A 21895-nucleotide genomic window follows, 5' to 3' on the forward strand; every position below is an offset into this window, starting at 1 on the left:
GAGTCGCTAGTCCGGCGCATTGCAGATTTTGGCAACTTTGAGAGCTAGCTCGATTGACAATTCTAAACGCTCTGCTATACATAGCTGGACTTAGCGTCATGCTCATTGCCGCGCATCATTTCGGCAACGAACTGGTTAATATTTCATATTGTCATGATGACAGGAATTAAGATGGAATTGATATTACCTAACTTGTACCTACTCAGGAAAACCCCTGCCGGCGAGCCCACCCCTTATACATTTTTTGCAACAAGACCGAGGGGGAATATTATTTTTGCCACGAAAGCGAATGTAACTGGCTTTTTCGGTGAGATCGAGAATCAAGGTGGTGTATCAGCTATCTTATTAGGTGATCGACACCATGCGAGCAGCCATACCGTAGACTTGGCAAGACATTTCAACGTGCCGCTGACTTGTAGTGATATTGAGGCAAAAGCTTTAAACTCCAAAGACCTGCATGTCTCTAATCCTTTGTCATTCTCTAATCAATTTTTTTCCGAGGATATTCAAATCATCCCGGTACCAGGGCATACCCCGGGTGCATTCGCCTATGTTTGGGATAATGAAGGATGCAAAATTTTATTTATTGGCGACACCTTGGTTCCGGTAGATGATGGTTGGCAATATTGGGTTTCGTCACCAAACAGAAGAAAGTTTGCGGAAACGTTGCAGATGCTGGAGAGTATTGAATTTGAGTATATAATTTCAAATTCCTTCGCCAGTACCGGAAACCCCTGCAGGAAAGTTAGTCACACTGAGAAGTCAGCCATCATAAATCAGGCAATCAATGACTTACTGGGAGAGTAAGTCACCGTGAGGTTTTTTGGCTGCGAAATTCGCATATCAATTTAATCACATCAAACCCTCCATTGAGGGAAGGCATATATGGATATTGCTTTGATAAACATGCCGTTTTGTTATTTGGAAAGCCCTTCACTGGCACTTTCCCAATTAAAATCGGTCCTTCAGGAAGACCCAGATATAGCCAATCGCACAAGTGTCGAAATTCACTATTTTCAACATGATTTTGCGATATGGGCAGGGCTTGACACCTATCAGAAAATAGCCGATTCGGAAACATTGCTACTGGGAGAATGGTTGTTTAGCAGTGTATTTTTTCCGGACGGTGATGTAGTAGCCCATGAATATGTTGACCGATACTACCCGACAAAGAAACAGTAACTCCTTGACATCAGATCGCGAATCGATGGCTTTCTGGATGACCTTATCAGGAAGTATAATCTCGACAGCTATGATGTCATCGGCTTGACTTCCTTATACCAGCAAACAGTGCCTTCGTTGGCATTGGCGGAAAAGTTGCGTCAGTATCCAGGAAAGCGAGTTATCCTCATGGGAGGAGGCAACTGCGAAGGAAAAATGGGAAAGGCTTTGATTCGGAATTTTAATTGCCTGGATTTCGCTTGCTCTGGCTCGGGACTGATTAATTTTCCATTATTTATAAGATATCTACTAAATCAGCAGATGGAGCGCTGCCATGTAATCCTAGGCTTTTTCTCTCGTTTCAACAAATGCGATATTGATTGGGATACCAATGCCATCGCTTCAGAAACACCTACGAATGCTGTAATCAAACAGGACTATATCTTTGGAGATGGCTTTCCGACGATTGCTTTGCATGGGCCAGAAAGGAGTATAGACCATGTAGTAACGATAAATTATCATGATTTTCTGGACAGTTTCGAACGCATTATTCAGCCGTTGCAACCCAATTTTAGCCCACGTTGACAGCTCAAGCCACAACATCGCTCACCTCAAACAATGTGCTCATTATGGTCTGACGCCGATGTGGACATTTCTGATTGGGCTTCCCGGTGAAACAGCCCGTACACCTGGCATCCGGAAAAATTCGATTTAGCCCTTCGCCCCGCGCAGGTCTATCGCTATATATATAATGTTCCGGAAAGCGAACTTAACGACTTGGCATATTATTTTGAGGATACTCATGACCAAGCAACTTATAAACTAAACTTGGAAAAGTACGCCGACGAATTATCTTTTCGGGTTGCCATATGGCGTAATGCCTGGTTTCAGGGGAACAGACTGCCGCAGCTTCATTTCATGACGGACGCAGAAGGTGCCTATGTGTATGACTCACGGACGAGCCTTGTAAGATTGCACCGACTTGATGAGTTCGAGCGAGACCTGCTAGAGCGATTCTCTGCGCCGCAGAAGCTGAAAACGGTTGCAAAGTCCTTGAGTTCGTCTGAGCGCTTCGAGGCTGTAGTAGGTAAAATGCTTAAGCTTGGCTTATTATTCGTCGATGACGATAGAGGCATCAGCCTAGTGCTAAAGAAGGAAACCAGTGAGCCTGAGATGATAGCCACGCTCAAACGGCAAGAAGCCAAGTTGCACTGATATGGTGACCGGTTTACTGGTGGTTGATGCGCTGCGTTATGGACACTGAAGTAGTTGGCTGACCGATTGAATCCACAGCCAAAAGTAGCCGTTCATAAATCGCAGCATTTGACCAAAAGTTGACTTTCTGACCAGAGCATAAAAATCGAAGCTCTACCGAAAACCACGCTTTGAATGACCTGCCCTTCTACACCGCGTCCTCTTCATTGACCGGCAACGAAGCAAACATTTCAGCGCGGCACACCTCGAGGATCTCATCCGCCAGCGCGGAATCATCCGGGCAGGCACGCGACAAAATAATCGCACCGACAGCGCGAGACAGCAGGTCGATCATTTTCTTTCTCCCCTCACCCGGGACAGCATCCGGGCTAGTCGGATATTTGTCCCCCAGGGTTTGCAGGGTGTGCTCGACCCCTTCGGCAAACGTCGCTTTCAAATCATCCGATTGACGCGCCGCGTCGCTACACAACGCGGCCATGGTGCAACCGCTGCCACGTCCGTCCCGATGCTCCCTCGTCACATAGACATCGATAAAGCCCGGTACATCGAGCGATTCAGCAACTTCCAGCGATTTGGAAAGGCTGCTGGCCGAGGCTTCGGCCATCAGGTCGGCCTTCGAACCGAAATGCTTGTAGAAACCTCCGTGGGTGAAACCGGCAGCCGCCATGAGATCCGACACACCGACGCCGTCGAAGCCGCGCTCACGGAACAGCTCAGAGGCCGTCTCAACGATGTGCTCCCGATTGGCCTGCGCCTGGGCTTTGGTCACTCTCACGTGCAATACCTCATGTCCACTGGGAAATCATGCGCCCAATGATACATAGATGTTGGTCATAATCAAAATTGTTGACAGTTTAGATTTCGATCATCATCCTAATTGCACGCCCAACCGATCTCCATCAACGGGCACGGAAGAATTACCAAATGACCGACCAGAATCTGTTCACCCCTTACACGCTTGGCGCCCTCACGCTGTCGAACCGCGTCGTCCTCGCGCCACTGACACGCAACCGAGCAGGCGAAGGCTTTGTGCCAAGCGAGTTGCCTGCAGACCGCACGTCAGGGCCTGCTGCAGCAAATCCGCCAGTCTGCGGTTGCCCAGCGCTACCAGACCCAACAGTGATCATTTTGTAGCGAACACCCGTGCAGGTTTCGATGCAGGCGCCCAAGGCACTGCATCGACTACGGGCCTCTGTTCGGAGTAGACATGACCCCCACGAAAACAAATAACCCCGCTGGCTCGCAGACGTCGTTCATCAACGCGACGAACCAGTCGATCACGGTCAAAGGCATTCCCTTCGCCTATCGCGACATCGGCCCCAAGACCGGCGTCCCCCTCGTATTGTTCAACCATTGGGGCGCGGTGCTGGACAACTTCGACCCCGCGATCATCGATGGCCTGGCACAAACGCGACGCGTCATTGCCACCGACTATCGCGGGATCGGCGGCTCTGGTGGAACCGCGCCACTGACGGTCGGCGAAATGGCTGACGATGCCATTCAACTGATACGCGCGCTGGGTTTCGAGACAGTCGATGTGCTCGGCTTTTCACTCGGCGGCTTCGTCGCTCAGGACATCGCCCTGAAGGCGCCCGAATTGGTGCGCCGCTTGATTCTCACCGGCACCGGGCCGGCCGGCGGCATCGGTATCGACAAGGTCGGTTCGGTGACGTGGCCATTGATGATCAAAGGCTTGCTGACCTTGCGAGATCCCAAGTTCTACCTGTTCTTTACTTCGACGCCCAATGGCCGTCGAACCGCATCGCAGTATTTGCAACGCTTGAAAGAGCGCAAAAAAAATCGCGACAAAGGCCCGACGCCCAGTGCTTTCCTGCGGCAGTTGAAAGCCATCACCGCGTGGGGCAAACAGGCACCCCAAAACCTCGGGCGCTTGCCGATACCGACGCTGATCGTCAACGGCGACAACGACATCATGGTGCCCTGTGTTAACTCGATTGCGCTGGCCAACCGCATCCCCAACGCACAGCTTGTGATTTATGAGGATGCCGGGCACGGCGGCATTTTCCAGCACTACGTTGACTTTGTGATCAAGGCACTGGCGTTCCTTGATGCCTGACAACACGGCACATTAACGCCGCAAACGCTCCGCCCCCCTCATTCCAACCTGACAAGAGCCGTACAACGATGAAGGCATTTTTAATTGATCGCTATGGCAAGAGCACCGGGCGCATTGGCGAAGTCCCCGCCCCCGCGGTGGGTGCTCATGACGTCTTGATTGAGGTACACGCCAGCAGCGTCAACCTGCTGGACTCGAAGATCCGCAAAGGCGAATTCAAACTGATCCTGCCCTATTCATTTCCGCTGGTACTGGGCAATGACCTGGCGGGCGTGGTGGTTGAGGTTGGCTCGCAAGTGAAACGCTTTAAACCGGGAGACGAAGTTTACGCTCGCCCGCCCGAAGCGCGGATCGGGACGTTCGCTCAATTGATCGCCATGAACGAAGACGCGATCGCCCTGAAACCTGCCAATACCAACATGGCACACGCCGCGTCCATCCCCTTGGTCGCACTGACCGCCTGGCAAGTGCTGGTCGAAACCGCCCAACTGAAAAAGGGCCAGAAAGTGCTGATCCACGCCGGTTCCGGCGGTGTCGGCACCCTCGCCATCCAACTTGCCAAACACCTCGGCGCCTTTGTCGCGACCACCACCAGCACCACGAATGTCGAATGGGTGAAGGCGCTGGGGGCCGATCTGGTGATCGACTACACACAGCAGAACTTCGAACGTGTCTTGCACGACTACGACGTGGTGTTGAACAGCCTCGGCGCGGACGTGCTGGAGAAGTCACTCAAGGTCCTCAAGCCCGGTGGCCAACTCATTTCCATCTCAGGGCCACCCACTGCGCAGTTCGCGCAGCAGCAAGGGTTGTCCTGGCCATTGAAGCAAGTCATGCGCCTGCTGAGCCTCGGTATTCGGCGCAAGGCACGCAAGCAGGACGTCAGCTACGCGTTCGTGTTCATGCGGGCCAATGGCGCCCAACTGCAACAAATCACCCCGCTCATTGAGGGCGGAATCATCAAACCTGTGGTTGACCGCTCCTTCACCTTTGAATCAACGGCAGAGGCATTGAAGTACGTCGAGCAGGGACGAGCCAAGGGCAAGGTCGTTGTGACGATCAAATGACTACGCCACCTATCGACGAGTCGACCGCAGAGGCTGCGCAGCGTTTGCCGATTCAGCAGTCAACATCCGGGGTGACTTCGCCAAAGTTGCAGAAACAGGAAGAGCTGCAACCGGACGTTGTGTCTGTTGAACCGCCAGTGATCGTTTGGCGCAGTTTGATGCTTGAGCAGTAGGACTAAACGGGTTGCATGGATGAGGGTGCGAGCAACATTCCTGAGGATAGTTTTCGCAGAAAGCGGCGGAACGAATGTAGAGATTGCGATCTTTTCCTCGCCACAGCCCAACAAATCACACACAAACAAAAACACCGGGTGCCGTTTTTTTTGCCTGGTGTTCATGCACAGTCGAAGCCTTGTAAAACCACTCGATGTAGTCAACGATGCGATTGGCCTTCGTCCCTTGTTTTGCGCCATGGCCCCTGCCCCATTTGCTGAATATTCAGGATTAAAGTTCGCGTACTTCACCCAAAAGACCCGATGACGGCAGAACCGACTATCCTTTCAACTAGTGAACGCTGCTGCACTCTTGGCAGAAAGGGACGCCATGCCAAACTATGATCGCGCCATCAGCTCCATACCCGGCATCACATGCGGTGATCGAACCTGTCTGATCAGGCTCCGGTTACTCTGGATGGCTTCAATTTCGGTTTTCTGTCTTTGCGCGGCAACTTCCGGATACGGCCAGAACCTGCCAACCGCAGCGGGAGTCGAAAACGCCACGGTTACGGTGATTCAAGCGCAGGAAATCGTTTCCAGGGCCACCCTCGAAGCCGTTCGCTGGAGCGGCCCTGAATCCGGCCCGCAAGCCCTGCGGGGCAAGAGCATCGCCCTTGTCGCAGAAGATTTGCGTAACGGAGGAATTGTCGGTGTCGCGCAGGGCGCTCGCGAGGCAGCCAAGGCGATGGGCTGGACGCTGAAGATATTCGATGGCGCTGGATCATCGGCCGGGCGCGCAAAGGCCTTTTCCGATGCCCTTGCAGCGAAACCCGACGGCCTCATTCTGTGCGGCTCCGATGCCCTTGAGAACAATGCGGCGCTGATCCTCTTCGCCAACAGGGATGTGCCGGTGGTTGGCTGGCACGCCGGGGCACGCCCCGGGCCGATTGACGGTACGCCGGTGGCCATGAACGTCACGACCGACCCGCTCGAAGTGGCTCGCCTCACGGCCATGGCGGCAGTGGCACAATCAAACGGACACGCCGGCGTGGTCATCCTGACCGACTCCAAGTACAGCATCGCCATGGCGAAAGCCAAGGCCATGGAAAACGTCATTCGGGCCTGTCGGGAATGTACGTTGCTGGAAGTGCGCGATGTCGCGATCTCCGAAAGTGGCGAGAAGATGCCGGCGATCACCAAGGAGCTGCTTCAGCGCTATGGCAAGCGTTGGACCCACACGCTGGCCATCAACGATATCTATTTCGACTACTCGATTGCCTCATTGACCAACGCCGCAATACCCAGTGACGGCATCAGTCTGTTGTCTGCCGGTGATGGCAGCGCCTCGGCTTTCTTGCGCATACAGGCAAAAACCTACCAGACCGTTACCGTGGCCGAGCCGCTCAACCTGCATGGCTGGCAAGTGATGGACGAATTGAACCGGCTGTTTGCAGGTCAGCCGGTGAGCGGCTTCGTAGCGCCGATTCACTTGGTCAATGCCGACAATATCGCCTTCGACGGCGGGAAGAATTTCCAGTACGACCCTGACAATGGCTATCGAGACATCTATCGCCACCAATGGAATCCCTGACATTGGACGTTACTTCCCGGCTCGGACGCCACCTATTGCCGCAATCGCTGCGCGCACAGTTCACCCTGGCGTTTCTGACGCTGGCGCTGCTGATCCTGGCGGGTGGTGCAACTGCGGTCTACGCGTTGCGCACGTCAAACAGCGCCACCCGCCAGCTGACGGATGAACGACTGGTCCGCATGCAAGATGGGCAAGACATGCTGCAGCGTACCTTGCTGATCGAACGCCAGACCGATCAGCTTCTGACAACCCGCTCCCCCGATACCCTGCGTTCAAGCTATGCGGCGACCGTCGAACAGCTTGAAGCCCTTGATCAACTGGTGCAGCAGCTGACTGCCGCGAACAGTGGCGTGGCGATACTCGACATGCATCAGTCGAGTCAGATGTTCCGCAATACCGCCAACATTGTTGCGCAGCTGCGAGAAAGCCTGCTGCAAACCGAGGTCACCTTCGAGCAAACCCTGGGGGATTACACCACCCGGTTAACCGCGGCCCAGACCCGGGCCAGCCTGGAACTGGCGGTGTTACTTTTCGGTTTGCCGCAGGCTGTTGACAGTGATGCGGTGCAACGGCTGCAGATCCGATATGAGCGCCTTTCACGCACCGCAGGCAAGTTACCCGCCGCTGATGTGCAGACGCCAGATCTCTTCTCGCTGCGCCTGAGGCTCATCAATCAGCACAACGTCATACAGCGCTTCAATGAGGAACTGAAGAATGAGGCCGGGGTTCTGGTCGCGGTCGCCCGTGCGCAATCCAGTGCTTACACCGAAGACTATCGCGAAGCCGTGCAGCACCTGGTCGTGGCCTCAAATCGTAGCCAGCAATGGGTGCTGATCATGTTGGGCGCCAGCCTGATGTTCGCCTGGTTTGTGACCCGGGTCTTCATGGGCCGTCATGTGCTCGTACGCCTGAATGAAATAAGCCGGCAATTGCGTCAGGAACGCACTGACAACACGCATTTGATGATGGCGGAACATGGGAAGGACGAGATCGGCAACATGGCTCGCGCGGTGAATCAATTCCTCAAAGACCGACTTCAGCTGGAAAAAAGAACGGTCCAATTGAGTATCGCCACAGAACGGCTCGCCTTGCAAAACAATCGATTAGAGCAAGAAGCCGTCATCCGTGCCGGACAAGGTCATGTCCTGGAGCTGATCGCCAGGAGCACCGAGCTTGCAGAAGTCCTCGACAGCCTGGCTCACCTGGTCGAGTCCCAACTGGAGGGGATGATGGTGTCCATCCTGGTGCTGGATGAGGATGGCAAGCACCTGCTGCACGGTGCTGCGCCCAGTTTGCCGAAAGCCTATAACCAGCTCATTGACGGGATTGCGATCGGTCCGAACGTCGGTTCATGCGGCACCGCGGTGTATCGGCGAGAACCGGTCATCGTCACGGATATCGAGCTGGATCCGCTGTGGGAGGAGTACCGTTCAGTCGCTGCGCCCTATGGATTTCGCGCCTGCTGGTCGACGCCGATTCTGTCCCATGAGCGAAAGGTATTGGGCACGTTTGCCTTGTACTCCAACACCGTACGCAGCCCCAGCTCGAAGGAGACGCGACTGATCAACATGGCGACACCTCTTGCCGGCATTGCGATAGAACGCCAACTTACCGAAAAGCGCATTCGCTATATGGGCGACCATGACGCACTGACCGGTCTGCCGAATCGCGCACTGCTCGAAGACCGTCTCAAGCAGGCAATACTTTATGCTCAGCGCTACAGCCGGCTGGTGACGGTGGTGTTTCTCGATCTGGACAAATTCAAACTGGTGAATGACAGCCTTGGGCACAGTGCTGGAGACGAACTGCTGAAAACCGTCGCCCAGCGCATGCTGGACTGTGTACGCCGCACCGACACCGTCGTGCGACTGGGTGGCGACGAGTTTGTGATCATCCTGTTCGACCAGCCCTCAGACCACGATGGCGTGACTCCAGCCCTGCACAAAATCCAGGAAGCCATCCTGCGGCCGATTCAGCTCAGCGGGCATACACTCCACGTCACCTGCAGCATGGGGTTGGCCACTTACCCTGCCGACGGCAGCGATACCGACACGTTGCTCAGCAATGCGGATGCCGCCATGTACCGAGCCAAGGAGCTGGGTCGCAACAGTTACCAGTTCTATACGAGCGAGATGAAAAACAAGGTTCAAGGCAAGCTCGCCATGCAAGACGGGCTTCGAAACGCACTCAACCATGACGAGTTCCTGCTGCTGTACCAGCCACAGGTGGACTTGCAGTCAGGTCAGATTATCGGCGTAGAGGCACTGATCCGCTGGCAGCACCCCGAGCTCGGCATCGTGTCTCCAATCAAATTCATTCCGCAGGCCGAAGAGACCGGGTTGATCGTGCCCATCGGCGACTGGGTGATTCATGCCGCGTGCAGACAGAACAAGGACTGGCAGGATGCGGGCTGGCCGCCGATCACCATGTCGGTGAATATTTCAGCACGCCAGTTCATCGAAAGGGACCTGATCGACCGGGTGAGGCATGCCTTGCAAGAAACCGGACTGAACCCGATGTACCTTGAGCTAGAGCTTACCGAAAGTCTGATCATGCAAGACCTTCAGCAAGCCATCAGCAAAATGAAAGAACTGCAATCAATGGGGATCAGTCTCTCGATCGACGACTTCGGCACCGGCTACTCCAGCCTCGCAGCATTGAAGAGCTTCCCGATCGCGAGACTCAAGATCGACCAGTCTTTCGTGCGCGATCTGCCCGACAACGAAAACGACAAAGCCATCGCCACCGCGGTGATTTCGTTGGGGCACAAACTGAACCTCAAGGTCATTGCCGAAGGTGTCGAAACCGAAGAGCAGCAAACCTTCCTGCGGGAAAACGGCTGCGATGAAATTCAGGGCCACTTTTTCAGCAGAGCGGTCAGCGCAGAGGAAATCAGTCTGTTACTGCGTACGCCCCGGTTGCCTCAACCGAACCGTATTGCGAGCCCTGGCTCGGTAAGGCGAAAACGCAATGTAAAACGCCCAGGCAGTCCAATGCCCGGGCGTTAATGCGCCATCCCGACGCCAATCACAGTGAATACGGTATGCCCCGGTGGATCTCTTCGGACTCCTCCGCAGGGGTTGGTCTACGCTGAAAGCAGGGTCGGAGGATTTGATCATGTGTGGTCGACTTTCCCAGTACCGAGGCATTCACGACTTCGTGGCCGCGCTAAGCATGCCCAATGCCCTGGTCAACAATGCCGGCGATCAGCCGTTCGAGCTCTACAACGCCGCGCCGTCGACTCAGCTCGCTCTATTCCACCAGGAAAGCAGCGTGCTGCACGCCGACAGGGTGCGTTGGGGCTGGCAGCCACACGGGGCCAGGGACCACGCCACACCGATCAATGCCCGTGTCGAGAAAGTCGCCCACGGCCCATACTTCAAAGCCATATGGCCGCACCGCGCAATTATTGCAATCGACAACTGGTTTGAATGGGTTTACGAAGGTGGCCCGAAGAAACAGCCCTATCTCATCCGCCGGAAGGATCGCGCGCCGATCCTGTGTGCTGCGATTGGCCAGTATCCAAGGTACGAACATGAACCGGACGAGCACGACGGCTTCGTGATCATCACCGCCGACAGCAAGGGCGGAATGGTGGATATTCACGATCGGCAGCCGGTGACACTGAATCCCGAATTGGCCCGGGAATGGCTGGACCCGGCTACGCCCAAGGATCGCGCCGAGCAGATGGTGTTGTTGCAGGGGGAACCAACCGAGGCGTTCGAGTGGTTCAAGGTCGACCAGGCTATTGGCAACGTGCACAACCAAGGTCCGGACCTGATCAGACCGATCAGCGATTGACCTCCCTGGCATATGCCTGGCAAGTCGACAGAAAATTACTATCAGCGCTACTTGCTAGAACATCAGCGCTGCTCATACTCTTGCCGGCATGAAAATACGCCGCCCCCTTACCCCTGAAGAAGTCGCCGAAAGCAACCGGCTCAAAGCGGTTTACTACATGTACAGGGTTCAGAACGGCCGCCGCTAAAGGTATTCTGGAACAAAGGCCGAATCACTATGGGGTTCCGGTCGAGCTCTCTCCAGGAAGACCCGGTGAACACAACGGTTCTGGAAAACGTGCCACTCGGTGCACTTTTCAAAATCAACATCCACGCCAATTCGAGCGACGCCGTGTCCGTCTCGGCGAGCTGTAACGGCGTCAAATCCACTTCCGCAATCATGCGTCTCGACAACACCTGGGACACGAAAACTCTCGCCTTCCACGGCGGCGTGTACAACCAGATCGATTACTCCGACACCACTGACCCGGAAGACGGTTCAGTGTGCATCATCAGCGACCTTTCCATCACCCACGCCTGATATCGGGAATTTTGTGCGAGCAAGGCAAGCGGTGCCACGTCAGCCTGACAATACAGTACCAGTCGTCAGCAGAGGGAGGGCCACCCTGGCATCCATTACTACGCTTTCAGTTCAATACATGGAGGTGTTCATGTCTGAAGAAAGTGTGATTGATTCGCTTCCGTTCCATCGCGATGCAGACAGTGGGTGGTTCTACCCTGATGACCTGATCGACATGAAACGAATCTGAATGGGTGCCCACCCTGACCAACTGCTGGCCATTCAGTAATCCTTCTGAAACACATCTGGCCGGGCAAGCGGTGCTGATTTTACCCAGATCAGCTTCAAGTGTCCCGAACACAATGCTGAACAAAATTAACATTAAAGGACTTGTCTACCGCTCATCGCTTTCCTTCCAGGACTAAAAATATCTGTTTGACAGTCTATTCTTCAGATCTATATTCAATCTGCTAAATAAGCAAAACTGCGACTTGGCTGCAATAAACATCCGCACCACAAAATCACTTGAAAAGGAATTCAGCATGACTATTAATTTCGTCCCGTCAAAAAGCGACCAAACGTACTTGACCATCAACTGCCACTCAGTAGTTACATTTAACTACAACAAGGACAACCCAACATTCTATGTGACATTTAATTATGGCCGCATCATTCTATGGACAGCCGTCCTAACACCTGTTTCACCCGTACAATCATTACCAGGCACAATCACCTCAGGCCCTGTCACACTATACGGAGGTCTCAGGGTCAACTTACAGTACTTAGGCAACAGCTACAACGTCCTGCTCACAGGAACTATTGGTGATATCAACGGCGCCACCTCCTTCAACTCCAGCAACATTGGCAGCTTCCAAACGGGCGCATTTGAGGAAGTAATCTATAACGCAACCGCTCCTGCTTAATAGTTTTTAAATACGTCTTACTTAAAGACCCAAGAGCGCTTCCCCTCCAACAATCGCTGTTATGTTGGAGGGGATTGACCTGACACCTCGTAGAAAACAACCAGCCAGCAACATCTGGAGTCGGGGCAAAGCTGATCGGGTAATCGTCACCCTCATTGAACAGGCCAATGTCTTTCGTTGGAAACGGTCGGCTCACGCTCTCACCCCGGACTTGAAATCGTTCAGGGTTGAGACTATCAGTGAGACTCAATCCTTCGAGGGCCGTGACATGCCAACGACTGAAGAATCAATCATTGCAGCGGCAAGGCTGCGTGCCGCCTACCGAGGAGAAAACGAGGCGTTGGCTGCGGCTTCAGCGCTCGAAGCCTTGGCAGTGCTGAAAAAAACGTTGAAGGGAGACAAGTACCAAGCAGCTCTCGAGAGACTGTATCTTGAGTATTCAACCTCTTGATCAATCCAGTACCGCGATCTCACTCTCTGGTGTCACACCACCATTCGTCGCCTATGTAAACCTGACGGGGAATTGGCGACCATGTCTGGCTTAGGGATTGCACAGATCGGTCGTAGCGGCCCCAGAACGACGTAATTCTGACGCGGCGGCATTCAAATTAACGCTTAAGGACTCCAGCGATACGCTTGGTCAGTCACCGGGAGATGTACCGTGTCAACTCTCAATGAAATCGCAGCGAACCACGCGAGAATGGCTAAGGCAAAGGAAGAAGAGTCGACCGGGCTGAGTGAGCGACACCTTCAAATAGTGGGAAGTTTCGAAATCTCATCCATTGATGAGCAACAGCACATTCCACTGCACCTCATCACTGGAGTGCAGGACAACCATCTCGCACAAGCCACTGGCTATTGACTCTGACGGTGCACACTGAGCGTCGACCCAGTCGACGCCTGTTGGAAAAGCGGACATCACAATGGCTCACGCTGCCAGCGAGTCGTTTACAGCGGGCAGATAGCGACAACTTCATCGCCACTGCCTGCAGAGGTGACTTGCACAGTCCAGCCTTGCGCAAAAGTCATGTCGTGATCCTCCACGATGGCGCTGATGACGGGGCAAAGCTTTCTGGCTTCCTCTAGAGAGCCATCAACAGAGATGTAAACCGAACGATCCTCGCTTGAGAACTCGGAGGCCTGGGTCAAGGCGTCGTTGCCATCCAGGATTTTGCAGAGTAATGAGGCGTTCTCGACGGACTCGTCAGTAGTGCCGGAGTACGCACATTGAGCAGTCACAATCGTCAGTAAAAAGAACATACCTGCTGCGTATTTGTTTCTCACTTCCATGTTCCTTGGGTGGGAGGGGCAGAAAATACTAATTCATCAGTCGGTTAATAGTTATCAGTTTTGGCTGACAGCTCCTTCCCCCTCCCCTCCGCCCCCCTATTTGCGTTGACCATTGACGGTAACGAAGGCGCGCCCCATACCTGCGGCCAGCAGGAGGCACGATCGCTAATGGCCAGCTATTCTGCTGCTCGACCAGAAACTTTGGAGCGTCTCTCTGGTCAGCTGTCTCGTACAAAAAACAGCGCGGATTCGCTGTTCAACATGGATCAAGTCAAAAGGGAAATTTCGACTGTGCAAAACTTCATGCGCCTTACAAAAGGTGCCTCAACCTATCAATTATGCATCGGCAGGCTGCGATTAATTATTTTCAGGCTTTCCGTCAATCGTTATCGATGGAAGCCTTGGCGAAGAATATCCTTCCAGATCACTGATTGAAGATTGCCCTACCGCTTCAGCTCTCCATGCGGATGAGCTGAAGCCCCCCCCCCGAAGCTACAACCAGACACGTCAATAAAATCCCGCGCAAGCTCAGCCTATTCGATCAGATCCGAAAACTGCCCACCCGCTGCTTCAAGCGAGCCGCCTGCTGCTCCAGATCGGAACAGGCCTGCTAGGTCGACTGGAGGTTTTCCACGCCACCGATGCGCAGGGTCACGCTATTCAAGCGCTCGCCGGCCAGGTTGGCGAGGGTCGTAACCCTCCGGCAGTTTGGCCTCCGGATACGCATGACCGGACACGCCCCTATCAGTCCGCCATCATGACGAGTGGAGATAAAACAATCTGAACCTGTACCTCCCTCCCAAAGTCGAAAAAATTGGTAGCCATTAATCACTCAAGCGTCACTTTAAAAGGGGTCTTTTCATGAAGATTTCGCAAGTTATGACGAAAGATGTTTTAACAGCCAAGCCAAACCAGACGATCCAGGAAGCAGCAAGCATGATGGCCAGGATCGATAGCGGTGCCATTATGGTTGAGGAGCAAGAGCGCCTGGTTGGCATGATCACGGACCGGGATATAGCCATCAGAGCCGTAGCCGAAGGACTCACCGGCACAACCCCTATCAGCAAGGTAATGACTGGCGGCATCCGTTATTGCTTTGAGGATGATGATATAGAGCATGTGGCAAAAAACATGGCGGACGTTCAACTCCGTCGCCTCCCCGTGCTCAGCCGAGACAAGCGGCTGGTGGGCGTCGTGTCGCTGGGAAACATTGCCAGCACTCACTCTCAGTCCGCCGCCGCTACTGTTTTGCGCGGTGTAGCGCAGGCTCACTAACCAGTTGGATAAGGGGACGTTCAAGTGTTCATCAGGATTAAAGCAACCATGGATCTGGCACACTCGCCTGGCCTGGAATCCTGTTGGGAACACGGCTTCAGGGTCAGGCGAGTCCTTCCGTAAACATCCGCTGCCAATGGCTCGCCGGATAGCCCCTTTCCCCACCCAGCGCGTCTCTCGCTGGATCGCTTGCGCATTGCGCGACATGTCAGTCCGACTCGATGAACAGGTCTTTATCATCCGGGCCTAGCGCCGGCTCTTGATCCTCCAGGCTGTCGGTTTCACGCTTCTTTTTCAGCCGGGCTCGAGCGCGCTCGGTGTCGCAGGTCTTTCCTTCTGCCAAGGTAATCAGAGTTGATGAAACCCGATAGAAACCACCACACGGCTCGCAATAAACACGTAATCCACCCCCGAACGAAAGATCTTCCAGTGCATTAGTATTTCCACACAGCGGACAGTTCATAGCCACCTCCTGATCGTTCAGCCACAACCGCTTTAGGCCGCCCTAGACTCTGACAATCTGAATGACGTGGTAAATGAATAGCGGGGGCATGTTGATATCGACAGGGGTTATCCAGGTAGGTTGCTTATTCTTTACTCGCACCGCCAACCAGACCGGGTGCGCTCTTTAGGAATTTTTCGCTCTGCCTCGCTGAGCCCCGTAGGAACTGCCGAAAGCTGCGATCTTCTTTTGATCCTGACAGGAGCCGCTGAAGATCAAAAGATCGCAGCCTTCGGCAGCTCCTACGGAGGGTGGTATTACAGCCGGGTGGAATCTAATCCGAAGTCAGCGGCTGCCTGGAGCGACTTGGTGCGATGAACGACTTCTCCTCGGTGTCGCGATGCAATAAGGAAACGTTGTAGTCATAGCGGGATATCAACGGCACCGGCTCGTCATTGCGGGACATCTTGAGCCATTGTCTTGTGCGCTCGATGTCAAAGGACTCGTTCCTGCCCTTCATTTTTTTTATCAGGTTCGTCGAGACCCTGAAGCGTCCACATCCGGCCGAGCATGCAACCTCTGACCAGTCTTCAGCCACATGAACAGTGTTAGAGACAGCGTGACAGATTAAGCACTTCATGTTCGATCTCCTTATCCATGAATTATCAACTGTAGACGATCCACGACCAGGGAGCCCTGTCTCCCGGCGGAAAACCAAGTCAACCGGTCACCTCGCCAGGTGAACAGTCAAAGAAGCGATAAGTGAAGAGCCCAGCGCGATGGCTGGGCTCCGGTTATCTTCTGTTTTCCAGCATTTTGTCGGCGAGCGCCTTGGCCCTTTGGATCAGCAGGTTTTGCCTGTCTTCATGGGTGGCTTCTCCAACCACCGGCGCCGTCAGATGGCTTTCGGCAATTAACGCAGCACAGAAGTATTGATCCCAGACAGCGCTTTGCTCCGACACCGGTTTGTTCATTTGGTCGGCGATCATATGCGGCTCCTTTCTGATGAGGTAGCTCCGCTATTTTACGCCCGAATCGCGAACAACCGGCGTCGGTCAGGATAGTCGGTGCCTCATTGCAATGCCGCGCACTGGCGACAAGTCATTTCCTCGACTAGGATTTTAGCGTACAGGACTTCGCCCACTGTGTTGTCGGGCGACTCACCAGGGAGAGATAGATGACACCTACTCGTATTTGCGAGCAAACCTATCGTGGCTGGTCCAGCCCCATCTTGCTTGAACTCAAAGAGAGAGAACATCAGCTAGACCCTTCGGAACGCCAGGCCCTGCAAAATGTCCTGGTAGAGAGGAGACTTCTAAACACCGGAAACCCTTCTGGCAGTGATCGACGCAAAGCTGATCCGGCCAAATAGCTTTCACCAACGCTGCTAGCACCCTGCCAGCAGCGTGCTTATCAGCAATCACCAAATTCCAGACAAAAAAAAGCCCAGGCAGCTGATGGACGCCTGGGCTTTAAAAATGCATAAACCGTGGTGGTGAACGCGGGGCGATATTACCCAATAGCGTGATCTGTAACAAGATATTTTGACTCACTATCCAGTTACTAAGTTATCTAACCCATTAAATAACCACACTATTTTTAAGCTATCTACAAACAATCCCGGACAGCCTTGCGCAACGCCGCTGATTTGGCCCATGGCGGCCCTTGGTAAAGTGATACCCGGCTGCCATCCTTCGATTTCACGATATCCAGAATTTCGTCAGCCGTGATGACGCTCGGCGCGGTGATTCGGTAGCCGTTGGAAATCGTCGATTGCGTCGATCCAGGGATGTCCTGACGCCACAAGGGCAGTACACACGCGGCATATTCCTTGGGCGCTTTATCGCTGTATTTGCTGACATTGGGCTCGCCGGGCACCAGGGATGCGGGTAACGAACAACCCGCCAACAAAGCCACCGCTACTCCCGCTATCAACATCCGCATAACGCTTCCCCATCCTGAAAAACGGGAAATGTAGCCTTTACCTGCGCAGACATCCAGTGGACGCTGGGGCAATGCCTCTATGAAGGAATTCTTATAGGGCAATGCCAGTCAGTTAAGGTGCGGAATCTGTGGGAGCGGGCTTGCTCGCGAAAGCGGTGTATCAGGCGACATCAATATTGACTGTGCCGCCGTCTTCGCGAGCAAGCCCGCCCCCACATGGATTGCGCTTAACTGACCGGCATTACTCTTATAGGGGAGCTTTTATACAGAAGCTTCGCCCTGCCCCGGATCGGCTCCCGAACCGGAATCGGGATATGACCTTGCGTTCAGGTACACCATCCATCGCTCGTACGCTTCATGCTGCCATGCCGTGACGCGCTCCCATTCCGGGCCGCTCATCTGATGAGCCGAGATCAGCTTCATCATCTCCGTGGTTGCCGCATCCAGATCAACGATCAGCCCATGTGCATGGTGTCTGAAATCATCGGTAGCCGTCATTTGAGATACCTCGCCCCAGCGAATAAGGCATTACCTCAATACGACAGCAGAGCTGTTCACTCGCGTTGATTTTCCCGACCAATGGAACCACCTTCCATCCCTACCCCTTCACGCACACCACCTGCCGCAAGGTGTGCAGCACTTCCACCAGATCACGCTGGGCGTACATGACTTTGTCGATGTCCTTATAGGCCATCGGAATCTCATCGATGACTGCCGCATCCTTACGACACTCCACATGAGCAGTCGCGCGGATCTGGTCTGCGACGGTGAAGGTGTTTTTGGCTTTGGTACGGCTCATGGTTCGACCGGCGCCGTGGCTGCAGGAACAAAACGATTGCTCGTTGCCCAGGCCACGCACGATGAAGCTTTTGGCGCCCATGGAACCGGGAATGATCCCCAACTCGCCCTTCTTCGCCGACACCGCCCCCTTGCGGGTGACCAGGACGTCCTCGCCGAAGTGCCGCTCTTTCTGCACGTAATTGTGGTGGCAGTTCACGGCCTCCAGCGCGACCTCGAAGGGTTTGCGGATCTCTTGTCGCGCCGCGTGAATCACCGCTTGCATCATCAAGGCACGGTTCTGCCGGGCGAAGTCCTGAGCCCAGCCCACCGCTTCGACGTAGTCATCGAAGTGTCGGCTGCCCTCTTTGAAGTAGGCCAGATCGCGGTCCGGCAGATTGGCGATGTGCTGGCGCATGTCCGCCTGGGCCAGTTGAATGAACAGGGTGCCGATGGCGTTGCCAACCCCGCGAGAACCGCTGTGCAACATGAACCAGACGCGGTTGGCCTCGTCCAGGCAGACCTCGATGAAGTGATTACCGGTACCGAGGGTACCCAGGTGCTGACGGTTGTTGGTGCTGGCCAGTTTCGGGTACTTGTCGGTGATCGCCTTGAACCGTGGGTTCAACGCCGCCCAGGCCTGATCAGCCTGCTGTGGAACGCGCTCCCAGGCGCCCTCGTCGCGCCGGCCACGGCTCAACGTGCGGCCATGGGGCACGGCCTTTTCAATGGCCGTGCGCAGACCGTGCAGGTTGTCCGGCAAGTCGGCGGCGGTCAGCGACGTGCGCGCGGCAATCATGCCGCAGCCGATGTCCACGCCCACGGCCGCCGGAATGATCGCACCCACGGTCGGGATCACGCTGCCGATGGTGGACCCTTTGCCCAGGTGCACATCCGGCATCACCGCCAGATGCTTGAAGATGAACGGCATCTTCGCGGTATTGATCAATTGCTGCCGGGCTTCGCTTTCAACCGGCACGCCTTCGGTCCAGAGTTTGATCGGCTTGCCGTTGGCGACTTCCAGCAGTTGGTAGGCAGGTTGTTGCATGATATCGACTCTCTTCGGATCAGACGAACATAACGCTCCATCGAGGGAAATGGGATTACTATTTCGTAGCGGGGAATTGCAGGAGGTCATCATGTGGCTTAACGAATATGAACAGCAACTTCGGCGCGATCTGCAAGGCGTGGCGTCGGATCTGAGGTGGTCGGCGGTAGAGCTTTTGCGCATCGCAGAGCAGTTGCGCCAGGCCGGTAATGATGTGGATGCAGAGGCAACGCTAAGGCTGTGCGCGTTGTTCCAGGGCGATGAAGAACGCCTGGCGGGCTATGCTGAAGAAGTGAAAGCAAAGAGCATCACTCGAACGAAAGTTCACTAGAGCGCGCTGTCATGAACAAGCCTCTATGCGCGCTGATTGCCGTGCTGGCGGCGTCAGGTGGCTGCAACACCGAATCACATCTCTATCGAGACCAACCGTTGGTCGCCAAGGTCGAAACCGGCATGACCAAGGATCAGGTCGAGCGGATTGGCGGCAAACCGCTATCGATCACGGCTCGCACGGTGGAGCCTGGCACCTGCTTTGATTACAAGCTGACCCAGGCCGGCCATCAGCAGCCATACAACGTCAGCTTCGACGGCAGGGGCCAAGTCGACCATAAAAGTTTCATGACGTGCGCGCAATGGAGTCATGCCCAAGAAAAAGCCAGAGAGTATTCTCCCTCCACGGGCGGGATGGGTGGCGGTTATTGACCTGTAAAAGCAGCCTCGCGAGCTCGGCAGCTGCTACAAATAGTACAAAGCCCCGGCAAACCGGGGCTTCAGGCACACTATTTGTCTGATTTTTGGCTACGCGATGATCTACCCGACCGGGCCCTGTAGGCGGGAAGCGCAGCCGCATAGGCCAGTGCTTCTTCTCGGCTGCCAAAGGATCCAAGCCGGTCACCTTTGGTGCACACCCGCCAGGGGCCGCTGTTCACGCTGAGTACGTCATAACCGTTCATGTGCATTTTGGTCAGCATCGGAACGCTCATAGTCACCTCCATTTCGGCAGTGATAGTCCAGGGTCAACCCAACTACCTTACACCCGACTTTCAGTGAAGTGCCAACTAGACGTCGCGTCAGGATTCCGGCATTCCATTGCACTTTCAACGGCCCTGTCGGCTCTAACCCTTGAAGCAGACACTTCTGCGGATTGCGGTCTGAATATTGCATTTTTATGACTGTTTTATGACAACCGGCAGTCAGGTAATCCATGAAAGTACGCGCAACCGTCATTTGCGAGCAGGACCGGCATATTCTCCTGGTGCGCAAACCCAGGGGGCGCTGGACCTTGCCCGGCGGAAAAGTCGAGCCTGGCGAAACCGCTGCGGGCGCGGCCACAAGAGAACTCTACGAAGAAACAGGGCTTGGGGTCGACGGCCTTCTGTACCTGATGGAGCTGGAAACGGCCAGCACCCGGCACCATGTCTACGAGGCGTCGGTCGTCAACCTGGCAGAGGCTCGGCCACAGAATGAAATCTTCGACTGCCTCTGGTATCCGCTGGACGCCGTGCACAACCTGAGCACAAGCGACGCCACGCTCAGAATCGTCAAAGCGTTTCAGCGTCGTTTGTAGATCGCCCCCCGGGCTTTGGCCAATGCCATCACGGCCTTGTCGATGAACCCGGCAATCTCGACCGGCATCGGGGCCAGCGATGCATGGCTGGCGTTCAGGGTCAGAATCTCCCTGGCGTTCAGTCGCACCGCCATCCATTGCCGGTTTTGCGGCGCGGGAGGGTGTATTGCAAACCTGTCAGCCCAGATCGCCGCCACCGACCGGCATGACCATGCCGGTGATGTAAGAGGCTTCGTCGCTGGCCAGAAACAGAATAGCGCCTGCCTGCTCATCCAGCGTGCCATAACGCTTCATCAAACTGCTGTCGAGGGTCTGGTCGACGATCTGCTGGTACCACAGTTTTTCCTGAGCGCTTTGCTGCGCGGTGTTGCGCGGGATCAGCCGCGGCGGCGCTTCGGTGCCACCGGGGGCGGTCGCGTTGACCCGCACGCCACGACCGGCGGTTTCGAACGCCAGGCACGCGGTCAGCGCATTGACCCCGCCCTTCGCCGCACCGTAGGGCACGCGATTGACGCTACGGGTCGCGATGGATGAAACGTTGACGATGGCGCCGCTGCCTTGTTCGAGCATGAACGGCAGCGCGGCATGGCAACACCACAGCGTCGGGAACAATGAACGGCGAACCTCGGCCTCGATTTGCTGCTCTTCATAGTGTTCGAAAGGCTTGGTCCAGATCGTGCCGCCGACGTTGTTGACCAGCACATCAAGGCGATTAAAACGTTCGACAGCGGTGCGCATCACGCGGCTGCATTCGCTGTATTGCTCAAGGTCGGCGGTCAAGGCGAGCACCTGACTGCTCTGCCCCAATTGCTTCTGGAGTTCGAACACCAGATCGGAGCGATCGACCAGAATCAACCGCGCCCCTTCGGCGGCCATGCGTTCTGCCACGCGCCGGCCGATGCCTTGGGCGGCACCGGTAATCAGCGCGACTTTTTTGTGGAATCTGTTCATGTGTACCTCGTGACGAAGGATACCGGTCCGTCAAGACTTACCGGACGAAACACTGTCCTGTGGGAGCGAGCCTGCTCGCGATAGCTGTCTCACTGGCGACATCCTGGGTGAAT

Annotated in this window: 30 protein-coding genes and 2 pseudogenes; 21 read left to right on the forward strand and 11 right to left on the reverse strand. The window is 55.0% G+C overall.

Annotated features, from left to right (window positions below; translation table 11 throughout):
• Positions 1 to 171 precede the first annotated feature (171 nt).
• From AACY49_RS10325 to AACY49_RS10340, 4 genes are all read left to right on the forward strand, one after another.
• Entirely contained in the window at positions 172 to 807 is a 636-nt protein-coding gene (locus tag AACY49_RS10325) for a hypothetical protein (protein ID WP_339523459.1), read from the forward strand.
• 78 nt (positions 808 to 885) lie between these two features.
• The gene (locus AACY49_RS10330; protein WP_339523461.1) at positions 886 to 1182 is read left to right on the forward strand and encodes a hypothetical protein; all 297 of its coding nucleotides are present in this window, start codon (positions 886 to 888) and stop codon (positions 1180 to 1182) included.
• Positions 1183 to 1266: 84 nt separating this feature from the next.
• Entirely contained in the window at positions 1267 to 1746 is a 480-nt protein-coding gene (locus AACY49_RS10335) for a hypothetical protein (RefSeq protein WP_339523463.1), read from the forward strand.
• A 192-nt stretch (positions 1747 to 1938) separates the two neighbouring features.
• Positions 1939 to 2376, forward strand: a complete 438-nt coding sequence (locus AACY49_RS10340) for a hypothetical protein (RefSeq protein ID WP_339523465.1) — start codon at positions 1939 to 1941, stop codon at positions 2374 to 2376.
• A gap of 187 nt (positions 2377 to 2563) precedes the next feature.
• Here the strand turns inward: AACY49_RS10340 and AACY49_RS10345 are convergent, their stop codons facing one another.
• A complete protein-coding gene (locus AACY49_RS10345; protein WP_258700185.1) occupies positions 2564 to 3151 on the reverse strand; it encodes a TetR/AcrR family transcriptional regulator in 588 nt (195 codons plus the stop codon).
• 149 nt (positions 3152 to 3300) lie between these two features.
• On the opposite strand from AACY49_RS10345, the pseudogene AACY49_RS10350 reads away from it, so the two are divergent.
• From AACY49_RS10350 to AACY49_RS10400, 11 genes and pseudogenes are all read left to right on the forward strand, one after another.
• Positions 3301 to 3453: pseudogene (locus tag AACY49_RS10350) on the forward strand (alkene reductase); the annotation flags it as partial.
• A 130-nt stretch (positions 3454 to 3583) separates the two neighbouring features.
• The gene (locus AACY49_RS10355; RefSeq protein WP_339523467.1) at positions 3584 to 4453 is read left to right on the forward strand and encodes an alpha/beta fold hydrolase; all 870 of its coding nucleotides are present in this window, start codon (positions 3584 to 3586) and stop codon (positions 4451 to 4453) included.
• Positions 4454 to 4521: 68 nt separating this feature from the next.
• Positions 4522 to 5520 carry an NADP-dependent oxidoreductase gene (locus AACY49_RS10360; RefSeq protein WP_339523469.1) on the forward strand — a complete coding sequence of 333 codons (999 nt, stop codon included), beginning with the start codon at positions 4522 to 4524 and terminating at the stop codon, positions 5518 to 5520.
• Positions 5517 to 5693, forward strand: coding sequence for a hypothetical protein (locus AACY49_RS10365; protein ID WP_258700180.1), 177 nt, complete (start codon positions 5517 to 5519; stop codon positions 5691 to 5693). Before AACY49_RS10360 ends, AACY49_RS10365 begins: the two co-directional genes overlap by 4 nt.
• Before the next feature lie 553 nt (positions 5694 to 6246).
• Positions 6247 to 7266, forward strand: a complete 1020-nt coding sequence (locus tag AACY49_RS10370) for a substrate-binding domain-containing protein (protein WP_320394503.1) — start codon at positions 6247 to 6249, stop codon at positions 7264 to 7266.
• The gene (locus AACY49_RS10375) at positions 7254 to 10274 is read left to right on the forward strand and encodes an EAL domain-containing protein (protein ID WP_339523472.1); all 3021 of its coding nucleotides are present in this window, start codon (positions 7254 to 7256) and stop codon (positions 10272 to 10274) included. The genes AACY49_RS10370 and AACY49_RS10375 overlap by 13 nt, the downstream gene beginning before the upstream one ends.
• Positions 10275 to 10383: 109 nt before the next feature.
• Positions 10384 to 11067 (forward strand): SOS response-associated peptidase family protein, encoded by a 684-nt coding sequence (locus tag AACY49_RS10380; protein WP_258700178.1) that lies wholly within the window; start codon positions 10384 to 10386, stop codon positions 11065 to 11067.
• Between the two features lie 153 nt (positions 11068 to 11220).
• Positions 11221 to 11586: pseudogene (locus tag AACY49_RS10385) on the forward strand (polysaccharide lyase family 7 protein); the annotation flags it as partial.
• A 521-nt stretch (positions 11587 to 12107) separates the two neighbouring features.
• Entirely contained in the window at positions 12108 to 12488 is a 381-nt protein-coding gene (locus AACY49_RS10390; protein WP_258700177.1) for a hypothetical protein, read from the forward strand.
• A gap of 61 nt (positions 12489 to 12549) precedes the next feature.
• Positions 12550 to 12939, forward strand: coding sequence for a hypothetical protein (locus AACY49_RS10395; protein WP_258700176.1), 390 nt, complete (start codon positions 12550 to 12552; stop codon positions 12937 to 12939).
• A gap of 210 nt (positions 12940 to 13149) precedes the next feature.
• Positions 13150 to 13350 carry a hypothetical protein gene (locus tag AACY49_RS10400; protein ID WP_320394083.1) on the forward strand — a complete coding sequence of 67 codons (201 nt, stop codon included), beginning with the start codon at positions 13150 to 13152 and terminating at the stop codon, positions 13348 to 13350.
• Positions 13351 to 13436: 86 nt separating this feature from the next.
• On the opposite strand, the gene AACY49_RS10405 is transcribed toward AACY49_RS10400, so the two are convergent.
• Positions 13437 to 13778 carry a hypothetical protein gene (locus tag AACY49_RS10405; protein ID WP_339523484.1) on the reverse strand — a complete coding sequence of 114 codons (342 nt, stop codon included), beginning with the start codon at positions 13776 to 13778 and terminating at the stop codon, positions 13437 to 13439.
• A gap of 168 nt (positions 13779 to 13946) precedes the next feature.
• On the opposite strand from AACY49_RS10405, the gene AACY49_RS10410 reads away from it, so the two are divergent.
• Both AACY49_RS10410 and AACY49_RS10415 read left to right on the forward strand, forming a co-directional pair.
• Positions 13947 to 14213 (forward strand): hypothetical protein, encoded by a 267-nt coding sequence (locus AACY49_RS10410; protein ID WP_258700173.1) that lies wholly within the window; start codon positions 13947 to 13949, stop codon positions 14211 to 14213.
• Between the two features lie 426 nt (positions 14214 to 14639).
• Positions 14640 to 15053 carry a CBS domain-containing protein gene (locus AACY49_RS10415; protein WP_258700172.1) on the forward strand — a complete coding sequence of 138 codons (414 nt, stop codon included), beginning with the start codon at positions 14640 to 14642 and terminating at the stop codon, positions 15051 to 15053.
• A gap of 208 nt (positions 15054 to 15261) precedes the next feature.
• On the opposite strand, the gene AACY49_RS10420 is transcribed toward AACY49_RS10415, so the two are convergent.
• The 3 genes from AACY49_RS10420 to AACY49_RS10430 form a co-directional block, all read right to left on the reverse strand.
• On the reverse strand, positions 15262 to 15516 hold the full coding sequence (locus AACY49_RS10420) for a hypothetical protein (RefSeq protein ID WP_258700171.1): 255 nt from the start codon (positions 15514 to 15516) through the stop codon (positions 15262 to 15264).
• 313 nt (positions 15517 to 15829) lie between these two features.
• Positions 15830 to 16135 carry a hypothetical protein gene (locus AACY49_RS10425; RefSeq protein ID WP_258700170.1) on the reverse strand — a complete coding sequence of 102 codons (306 nt, stop codon included), beginning with the start codon at positions 16133 to 16135 and terminating at the stop codon, positions 15830 to 15832.
• 154 nt (positions 16136 to 16289) lie between these two features.
• Complete coding sequence (locus AACY49_RS10430) at positions 16290 to 16484, reverse strand: hypothetical protein (protein WP_258700169.1); 195 nt, start codon at positions 16482 to 16484, stop codon at positions 16290 to 16292.
• Between the two features lie 188 nt (positions 16485 to 16672).
• On the opposite strand from AACY49_RS10430, the gene AACY49_RS10435 reads away from it, so the two are divergent.
• Positions 16673 to 16867 carry a hypothetical protein gene (locus AACY49_RS10435; RefSeq protein ID WP_258700168.1) on the forward strand — a complete coding sequence of 65 codons (195 nt, stop codon included), beginning with the start codon at positions 16673 to 16675 and terminating at the stop codon, positions 16865 to 16867.
• Positions 16868 to 17103: 236 nt separating this feature from the next.
• On the opposite strand, the gene AACY49_RS10440 is transcribed toward AACY49_RS10435, so the two are convergent.
• The 3 genes from AACY49_RS10440 to AACY49_RS10450 form a co-directional block, all read right to left on the reverse strand.
• Positions 17104 to 17439: a hypothetical protein gene (locus AACY49_RS10440; protein WP_258700710.1), complete on the reverse strand. Its 336-nt coding sequence runs from the start codon at positions 17437 to 17439 to the stop codon at positions 17104 to 17106.
• 261 nt (positions 17440 to 17700) lie between these two features.
• Positions 17701 to 17937 carry a hypothetical protein gene (locus tag AACY49_RS10445; protein WP_339523490.1) on the reverse strand — a complete coding sequence of 79 codons (237 nt, stop codon included), beginning with the start codon at positions 17935 to 17937 and terminating at the stop codon, positions 17701 to 17703.
• Positions 17938 to 18037: 100 nt separating this feature from the next.
• Positions 18038 to 19264 (reverse strand): RtcB family protein, encoded by a 1227-nt coding sequence (locus AACY49_RS10450; RefSeq protein WP_258700166.1) that lies wholly within the window; start codon positions 19262 to 19264, stop codon positions 18038 to 18040.
• A 91-nt stretch (positions 19265 to 19355) separates the two neighbouring features.
• Between AACY49_RS10450 and AACY49_RS10455 the strand changes: the two genes are divergently transcribed.
• A complete protein-coding gene (locus AACY49_RS10455; RefSeq protein ID WP_007895573.1) occupies positions 19356 to 19595 on the forward strand; it encodes a hypothetical protein in 240 nt (79 codons plus the stop codon).
• An 11-nt stretch (positions 19596 to 19606) separates the two neighbouring features.
• Positions 19607 to 19966, forward strand: coding sequence for an osmotically-inducible lipoprotein OsmE (gene osmE / locus AACY49_RS10460; RefSeq protein ID WP_320394075.1), 360 nt, complete (start codon positions 19607 to 19609; stop codon positions 19964 to 19966).
• Between the two features lie 77 nt (positions 19967 to 20043).
• On the opposite strand, the gene AACY49_RS10465 is transcribed toward osmE, so the two are convergent.
• Positions 20044 to 20247 (reverse strand): DUF2188 domain-containing protein, encoded by a 204-nt coding sequence (locus AACY49_RS10465; protein ID WP_258700164.1) that lies wholly within the window; start codon positions 20245 to 20247, stop codon positions 20044 to 20046.
• Between the two features lie 221 nt (positions 20248 to 20468).
• On the opposite strand from AACY49_RS10465, the gene AACY49_RS10470 reads away from it, so the two are divergent.
• Positions 20469 to 20831, forward strand: coding sequence for an NUDIX hydrolase (locus AACY49_RS10470; protein ID WP_258700163.1), 363 nt, complete (start codon positions 20469 to 20471; stop codon positions 20829 to 20831).
• Here the strand turns inward: AACY49_RS10470 and AACY49_RS10475 are convergent.
• Complete coding sequence (locus tag AACY49_RS10475; protein ID WP_339523635.1) at positions 20816 to 20965, reverse strand: hypothetical protein; 150 nt, start codon at positions 20963 to 20965, stop codon at positions 20816 to 20818. The genes AACY49_RS10470 and AACY49_RS10475 overlap by 16 nt on opposite strands.
• Positions 20966 to 21008: 43 nt before the next feature.
• Positions 21009 to 21782, reverse strand: coding sequence for a 1,6-dihydroxycyclohexa-2,4-diene-1-carboxylate dehydrogenase (locus AACY49_RS10480; RefSeq protein WP_339523497.1), 774 nt, complete (start codon positions 21780 to 21782; stop codon positions 21009 to 21011).
• Positions 21783 to 21895: the final 113 nt, after the last annotated feature.

This window comes from Pseudomonas sp. EL_65y_Pfl2_R96, from assembly GCF_963970905.1.
GTDB lineage: Bacteria > Pseudomonadota > Gammaproteobacteria > Pseudomonadales > Pseudomonadaceae > Aquipseudomonas.

Bases quoted from the DNA above. Each gene is read 5' to 3' on its own strand.
- AACY49_RS10325 (WP_339523459.1), top strand. From the start codon at position 172: ATGGAATTGATATTACCTAACTTGTACCTACTCAGGAAAACCCCTGCC.
- AACY49_RS10330 (WP_339523461.1), top strand. From the start codon at position 886: ATGGATATTGCTTTGATAAACATGCCGTTTTGTTATTTGGAAAGCCCT.
- AACY49_RS10355 (WP_339523467.1), top strand. From the start codon at position 3,584: ATGACCCCCACGAAAACAAATAACCCCGCTGGCTCGCAGACGTCGTTC.
- AACY49_RS10360 (WP_339523469.1), top strand. From the start codon at position 4,522: ATGAAGGCATTTTTAATTGATCGCTATGGCAAGAGCACCGGGCGCATT.
- AACY49_RS10365 (WP_258700180.1), top strand. From the start codon at position 5,517: ATGACTACGCCACCTATCGACGAGTCGACCGCAGAGGCTGCGCAGCGT.
- AACY49_RS10375 (WP_339523472.1), top strand. From the start codon at position 7,254: ATGGAATCCCTGACATTGGACGTTACTTCCCGGCTCGGACGCCACCTA.
- AACY49_RS10380 (WP_258700178.1), top strand. From the start codon at position 10,384: ATGTGTGGTCGACTTTCCCAGTACCGAGGCATTCACGACTTCGTGGCC.
- AACY49_RS10390 (WP_258700177.1), top strand. From the start codon at position 12,108: ATGACTATTAATTTCGTCCCGTCAAAAAGCGACCAAACGTACTTGACC.
- AACY49_RS10395 (WP_258700176.1), top strand. From the start codon at position 12,550: ATGTTGGAGGGGATTGACCTGACACCTCGTAGAAAACAACCAGCCAGC.
- AACY49_RS10405 (WP_339523484.1), bottom strand. From the start codon at position 13,778: ATGGAAGTGAGAAACAAATACGCAGCAGGTATGTTCTTTTTACTGACG.
- AACY49_RS10410 (WP_258700173.1), top strand. From the start codon at position 13,947: ATGGCCAGCTATTCTGCTGCTCGACCAGAAACTTTGGAGCGTCTCTCT.
- AACY49_RS10415 (WP_258700172.1), top strand. From the start codon at position 14,640: ATGAAGATTTCGCAAGTTATGACGAAAGATGTTTTAACAGCCAAGCCA.
- AACY49_RS10420 (WP_258700171.1), bottom strand. From the start codon at position 15,516: ATGAACTGTCCGCTGTGTGGAAATACTAATGCACTGGAAGATCTTTCG.
- AACY49_RS10425 (WP_258700170.1), bottom strand. From the start codon at position 16,135: ATGAAGTGCTTAATCTGTCACGCTGTCTCTAACACTGTTCATGTGGCT.
- AACY49_RS10430 (WP_258700169.1), bottom strand. From the start codon at position 16,484: ATGATCGCCGACCAAATGAACAAACCGGTGTCGGAGCAAAGCGCTGTC.
- AACY49_RS10435 (WP_258700168.1), top strand. From the start codon at position 16,673: ATGACACCTACTCGTATTTGCGAGCAAACCTATCGTGGCTGGTCCAGC.
- AACY49_RS10440 (WP_258700710.1), bottom strand. From the start codon at position 17,439: ATGCGGATGTTGATAGCGGGAGTAGCGGTGGCTTTGTTGGCGGGTTGT.
- AACY49_RS10445 (WP_339523490.1), bottom strand. From the start codon at position 17,937: ATGACGGCTACCGATGATTTCAGACACCATGCACATGGGCTGATCGTT.
- AACY49_RS10450 (WP_258700166.1), bottom strand. From the start codon at position 19,264: ATGCAACAACCTGCCTACCAACTGCTGGAAGTCGCCAACGGCAAGCCG.
- AACY49_RS10455 (WP_007895573.1), top strand. From the start codon at position 19,356: ATGTGGCTTAACGAATATGAACAGCAACTTCGGCGCGATCTGCAAGGC.
- osmE (WP_320394075.1), top strand. From the start codon at position 19,607: ATGAACAAGCCTCTATGCGCGCTGATTGCCGTGCTGGCGGCGTCAGGT.
- AACY49_RS10465 (WP_258700164.1), bottom strand. From the start codon at position 20,247: ATGAGCGTTCCGATGCTGACCAAAATGCACATGAACGGTTATGACGTA.
- AACY49_RS10470 (WP_258700163.1), top strand. From the start codon at position 20,469: ATGAAAGTACGCGCAACCGTCATTTGCGAGCAGGACCGGCATATTCTC.
- AACY49_RS10475 (WP_339523635.1), bottom strand. From the start codon at position 20,965: ATGGCGGTGCGACTGAACGCCAGGGAGATTCTGACCCTGAACGCCAGC.
- AACY49_RS10480 (WP_339523497.1), bottom strand. From the start codon at position 21,782: ATGAACAGATTCCACAAAAAAGTCGCGCTGATTACCGGTGCCGCCCAA.